Origin of the sequence: Paracraurococcus ruber (genome assembly GCF_004353985.1) — a bacterium.
In the GTDB taxonomy this organism is placed as follows: Bacteria; Pseudomonadota; Alphaproteobacteria; order Acetobacterales; family Acetobacteraceae; genus Paracraurococcus; species Paracraurococcus ruber.
In genome coordinates this window covers 1-511 of sequence record NZ_SMOA01000685.1, presented here as the reverse complement: position 1 = coordinate 511, position 511 = coordinate 1, and the positions used below count along the sequence as shown (strand labels likewise).

Genomic DNA, 511 nt, shown 5'->3' with positions numbered 1-511 from the left:
CGATGCGCTGCGCGCGGCGCTCGCCGCCAGCGGCGCGGCGGTGCGGACCGGCTGCCGCGTCTGGGGCGTCGGCGGCGGACCGCTGGTGCCGGCGGGCGACGCGCCGGCGCCCTTCCGGCTGGATGCGCTGGACGCGGCGGGCAACCCGTTCTTGGTCACCGCCCGCGCCCTCATCCTCGGCTGCGGCACCACCGAGCGCATCATCCCCTTTCCCGGCTGGACCCTGCCCGGCGTGCTGGGCCTGGCCGCCGCCACCATCCTGCTGAAGGCGCAGGGGGTGCTGCCCGGCCGGCGCGTGGTGGTCGCCGGCGCCGGGCCGCTGCTCTACGCCGTCGCCGCCAAGGTCCTGGCCGGCGGCGGGCAGGTGGCGGCGGTGCTGGACCTTGCCGCGCGCGCCGAATGGCTGGCCGCCCTGCCGGCGCTGGCGGCGCGGCCGGACCTGCTGGCCCGCGGCCTCGCCTGGCGGGCCAAGCTGCTGGCCGCCGGCGTGCCGGTGCTGGCGGCGCATCGC

1 pseudogene is annotated in these 511 nt (G+C 80.4%); it reads left to right on the top strand.

Annotated features, from left to right (window positions below):
• Nucleotides 1-511, top strand: a pseudogene (locus E2C05_RS33845) (NAD(P)/FAD-dependent oxidoreductase); the annotation flags it as partial.